Annotated in this window: 2 protein-coding genes; both read left to right on the top strand. The window is 65.0% G+C overall.

All coding sequences use genetic code 11. The features are described 5' to 3' along the window. The first annotated feature begins 119 nt into the window (after positions 1-119). The gene (locus HUK84_RS09485; RefSeq protein WP_176640077.1) at positions 120-2705 is read left to right on the top strand and encodes a TonB-dependent receptor; all 2586 of its coding nucleotides are present in this window, start codon (positions 120-122) and stop codon (positions 2703-2705) included. Between the two features lie 164 nt (positions 2706-2869). Next, on the top strand, positions 2870-5498 hold a 2629-nt coding region (locus tag HUK84_RS09480), incomplete at its 3' end, for a M1 family metallopeptidase (RefSeq protein WP_176640076.1).

Here is a 5498-nt window from a genome sequence, read left to right as displayed (position 1 = left end):
CGGCCAAGCCCGTGGCCAGGACGGCGCATGTGGTTCCTGCGGCGGCACCGGTTGCCGCCCCGGCCGTGGCGACGACCGTCGCGGCCAACACCGCACCGCCGGACCAGATGGAATCCATCATGATCCGCGCCCAGCGCCGCCTGCTGCGCGAACAGGATTCGCCCAGCGCGGTGACGGAAATCGGACAGACCCAGATCCGCATGAGCGGTGCCGCGGGCAATATCGTCTCGCTGCTGCGTAACGCGCCGTCGGTCTATACCTACCAGCAGGGCATCGGCAATAACGAACCCGTAATGTCGATCCGCGGCACGCGCGGGCTGGAAGCCGCCAATACGCTGGACGGCATGCCGATGCAGGACCTGCTGCAGGGCGGCAGCGGCGCGTTCTTGCAGAACGTCATCGCGGCCCCGTTCACCCAGGACCAGATCAGCGGCGTTTCGGTCTATCCCGGCGTGGCCTATCCCGACCAGTCGACCTTCGGCACGATCGGCGGCACGGTGGCGTATCACTCGCTGCGACCCGCGGACAAGTTCGGCGTCGATGTGTATGGTGGCGTAGGATCGTTCGGCACCTGGCGGGAAGGCTTCAAGGTCGATTCCGGGCAGCTTGACGGCGCGCTGGGCCGGGGCGTCGATGCGCCCAAGGTCATGGTGCAGTACGACAACATGCAGACCAAGGGCTTCATCGACTATACGCCGGCCCGCTACAACTCGTTCGAAGCGGCCCTCGACAAGCCCTATGACGAGGGCCAGTCGATGTTCCAGGCGACGGTGCTGTACAATACCGGCAGCGGCCTGATCACCCCGGAACCGATTCCGATGCCGTATCTGCAGCAGAACGGCAATTTCAGCAATTATTCGCCGGATCAGGAATATTTCCGCCAGAACAACGACTATTTCACGTTGATGCTGAAGAATGACACCTACATCAACGATTATATCAATGTCGGACTGAGCGGATTCTATCGCTACTCCAACTCGACGACCGAGGAATACGCCAACCCGGCCCTGTTCGCGCCGAATGGCGGCGACACGCCCTTCACGGTCGGAGGCGCCAATCCGTTCAACCAGACCATCGCCGGCTTCGGCGAACAGGGTCTGTACGGCTACGGCAACCCCGCCTATCAGCCTGGCGCCGTGACGTACGATGGCAACGCCATGTACAATAACAGCCCGGCCTGTCCGGCTTCGGTTGCGGCGCAATGGGCAGCAGCCGGTCAGACCAGCCCCTGCGGCTATAACGCCTATACCCAGACGCTGCACACGAACACGTACGGTATTCAGCCGCGCGTTTCCATCCTCGTGCCGGAATTCTGGGGCATCCGCAACACGATCCATATCGGCGGCCTGGTGGCGCGCGAGACGCAGTTGAATACGCCGATCTATTACGGCATTACCCAGCCCGTCCCGCATGATGCGATAAACGACGTCGCAGGTGCCCCGAATCAGGGCGGCGGTCTCGGCGGCGGGCAGCAGCGTACGATCTTCTCCGGCTATCTGCAGGACAAGATCGATTTGCTGCACAACACGCTGCATATCACCCCGGGCTTTACCCTGCAGGGTACCAAGACCGCGTACAGCACGGGATATCAGGTCTTTGGCACTCCGTCCGCGGCGACGCTGGCGACCCCCTATTGCCAGGCCAATACCTGCAATTACGGTCCGTTCGGCAATCATAAGTGGGATCGCGAGTTCCTGCCGTTCGTCAACGTGACCTATGACCTGGACAAGATCGCGCCGGCCCTGAAAGGTGTGTCGTTCTACGGCAGTGCCGGTACCTCGGCGCTCTATGCCCCCACCAGCGATTTCTCGCCCAGCGTGATCGGCTCTCCGCCGAGTGCGTCGATCGTGCATATGTATGAAGGCGGCGTGAAGTACAATACGTCCCACTGGTTGTTCTCGGCCGATTACTACTATCAGAAGGTCGACCGTGATTTCGGGTTCTTCCAGTACCAGTCCGGCCCGCTTGCCGGCGATGCACTGTATACGAACTCCGGCCAGCGCCTGATGCGCGGCCAGGAAGTCACGCTGATGTGGCGTCCGAACAGCACCTGGACGTTCTCGGGCAATTTCTCGCATAACAGCGCGCGGTACCTGAAGACGTACGAGGCGTTCGTGACGGTCCAGGAAGACCAGTTCGGCATCGCCCAGCGCGGCAGCCACGTTTCGGGCATTCCGCAGTGGCTGGCGCAGTTCAGCGTCGACTACAACAAGCGCAACCTGCTGCGCCGGGGTGACGACCTGAACGTCAACCTGACCGGGCGCTATACCGGCCATCAGTACACGACGTACGACCTGACCGGGTTCCAGAATATCGGTCCGATTCCAGGCACGACGGGTGGTTATGGCACCTATGATTATTACAACACCACGGCCGGTGCCACGACGATGGATCCGAACGGCGGGATCGCGCCGTATGTGATCTTCAACCTCGACGTCAACTACGCCATGCCGGTGCATGAGCTTGGTCCGTTGAAGAAGGTCGATTTCGACCTGAACGTGCAGAACCTGTTCAACACGTTCTACTGGCAGTACAAATACCGGCAGATCTCGCCGGCGTCCTGCGGCACCTTCACCAGCAACCCGCCGGGCACCACGGGCTTTGCCGGCAACGCGGTCAGCAATTACGGGTGCACCCCGCAATTCGCCGACGGCCTGCCGGGCATGCCTTCGACCATCATGTTCACCGTCCGGGCTTCCTTCTAAGTCTCTGCCCCGTTCATACGGCGTATCCTCCTTTACGGGGGATACGCTGTCCTGCATTCCCGGGTTCGGGAACAGGCGGGCTGCCCAGGGCATCCCGCATGCGGCGGCATGATCGCCGCCATGACGATGTGCCGCGCCCGAACCCGCCATTTTCTGGAGTTCCCATGCGGTACAAACCCGCCATCGCCACCCTGCTGCTGGCCGGCACGGCCTTGCTCTCGGGTCCGGCTCTCGGTGAATCCCCGTTCGATTTCGCGCACGCGCCCGGCCAGTTGCCCAAGGATGTCGTGCCCGGCGCCTATCGCATCGACATCGTGACCGACATGAAGCGCCTGACGCTGAACGGTCATGAGACCATCGACGTCACCGCGTCGGCGCCGGTGGCGCGCATCACGCTGAACCAGGCGGGCCTGACGCTGATCTCGGCCACGGTGGACGGTCAATCCGCCGCCATCACCCAGGATGACAAGGCGCAGACCGCGACCCTGACCCCAGCGCGGCCGGTCGCCCCCGGGCATCACATGGTGACGATCGCCTATCGCGGTCCGATCCCGGCCACGCCGAACGGCATCTATTACGACGATTACCGCGCGCCGGACGGCAAGACGCGGCGCATGCTGGTCACGCAGTTCGAGGTCGCGGACGCGCGGCGCATGTTCCCCGGCTGGGACGAGCCCGCCTTCAAGGCCACGTTCCAACTGACCGCGACGCTGCCCGCGCATGACGTGGCGATCAGCAACATGCCCGTCGTCTCGACCACGCCCGTCGGCCATGACGCCAAGCGCGTCGTCTTCGGCACCACGCCGCGCATGGCCAGCTATCTGCTGGCGCTGGTCGCGGGCGACCTGAGCGCGGTCAGCGGCAAGACGGAAGGGGGCACGCCGATCAACGTGTATGCCCCCGCCGGCGAGCAGCAGAACGGACGCTACGCCCTGCAGGCCGCATCGCAGATCCTGCCCTATTACAACGCATATTTCGGCGTTCCCTACCCGCTGCCCAAGCTGGACCTGATCGCCATTCCCGGAAATTACGAGGCCGGGGCGATGGAAAACTGGGGTGCCATCACCTTCATCGACGACGACCTGCTGTTCGACCCGGCGCACAGCGCGCCCAGCACGCAGGAGATCGTGTATATCGTCTTAGCCCATGAAATGGCGCATCAATGGTCCGGCGACCTGGTGACCATGGGATGGTGGGACAATATCTGGCTGAACGAAGGTTTCGCCACCTGGATGGAAACCAAGGCCACGGATCATTTCAACCCGGGCTGGCAGATGTGGCCGCGCGAACATGCCGAGCGCGAGGCGGCCATGGCGCAGGACGCGCACCCCACGACCCACCCGATCCAGCAGGTGATCCATGACGTCAGCGAGGCCGACACGGCCTTCGACCGGATCAGCTATCAGAAGGGCGAGCAGGTCATCCGGATGATCGAGGACTGGCTGGGTCCCGAGACCTTCCGCGACGGCATGCGCGCCTTCATGAAGGCCCATGCCTATGGCAACACCACCAGCGCCGATCTGTGGGCCGCCCTGTCCGGCGTATCGCACCAGGATGTCGCCAGCGTCGCCCGAAGCTTTACCGAACAGAAGGGCATTCCGCTGGTCAGCGTGGCGCGCCATTGCACGGCGGGCAATACGACGCTGACCCTGACCGAGGGCCGCTTCAGCATCGATGATCCGCATCCGCTGCCGGCGCGCTGGAACATTCCGGTCACCGTCGGCGGTCCGGGCATCGCGTCGCAGCGCACGATCCTGACGCCCGACCATCCGCAGAGCCTGACCTTCGCCGGCTGCGGCCAGGCGCTGAAGGCCAATATGGGCGAGAACGGCTATTACCGCACCGCCTATGACACCCCGTCGCTGACGGCTCTGGCATCCGCCTTCGCCCGGTTCGGCGCCGCCGACCGGGCCGATCTGCTGGGGGACCAGTTCGCGCTGTTCCAGGCCGGGCAGGCGCCGCTGGCGGCCTGGCTGGACCTGATTGCCGACTTGAACGCCCGGCACGAGGACAATATCGCGGTCTGGCAGGATACGATCAGCCATCTGCGTACCCTGGACGAACTGGCGCGCGGCAGCGCGGCGCGTCCGGCCTTCCACGCCTTTGCCCGCGCCCTGCTGGCGCCGCAGCTGGCGCGCCTGGGCTGGACGCCGCGCGCGGGTGAATCCTTCCTGGATACGCTGCTGCGTCCCGAGGTGATTGCGGCCCTGGGCCAGTTCGACGACCAAGACGTGGCGGCCGAAGCCCAGCGCCGCTTTGCCGCCTATCGCCGCGATCCGGCCAGCCTGCCGGCCAGCATGGTCGCCCCGGTCACCTGGGTCGTCGGACGCCATGCCGACAGCGCCACCTATGACGCGCTGGCCGGCATGCTGCAGGCGGCGGGCAATACCGAGGACAAGCTGCGCTTCTTCCGCGCCCTGGCCGCCGCGCGCGATCCGGCGCTGATCGCGCGGACGGTACGGATCGCCTATAGCGGCGTGATCCCGAACGGGCGCATCGCGCGCGTGCTGGCGGTGGCGGCCCATGACAGCGACAATCCGGACCTGGTCTGGAGCCTGGTCCAGGCCCCTGCGACCCAGAAGCAGATCCGCAGCCACCTGGCCCCCTGGTCGCAGGCGGATCTGCTGCCGACCATCGCCGGCCAGTCGGTCAGCCCCGCCGTGGCGAAGGCGCTGATGGCGGACCCGTCGGTAACTGCGTCGACCGGCGCCACGATCCAGGCGAAGAAAGCCGTCGACCTGATCGCGGCCAATGCCGGGATCGCGGCACGGGCGCAGCCGGCGCTGGCCGCCT

The sequence above is a fragment of the Nguyenibacter vanlangensis genome (assembly GCF_013376155.1).
Lineage (GTDB): Bacteria > Pseudomonadota > Alphaproteobacteria > Acetobacterales > Acetobacteraceae > Gluconacetobacter > Gluconacetobacter vanlangensis.
This window is presented reverse-complemented; position numbering and strand designations above follow the sequence as displayed.

What these genes read in the sequence shown, in the direction of transcription:
- HUK84_RS09485 (WP_176640077.1), top strand. Translation starts at nt 120, where the DNA reads ATGATCCGCGCCCAGCGCCGCCTGCTGCGCGAACAGGATTCGCCCAGC.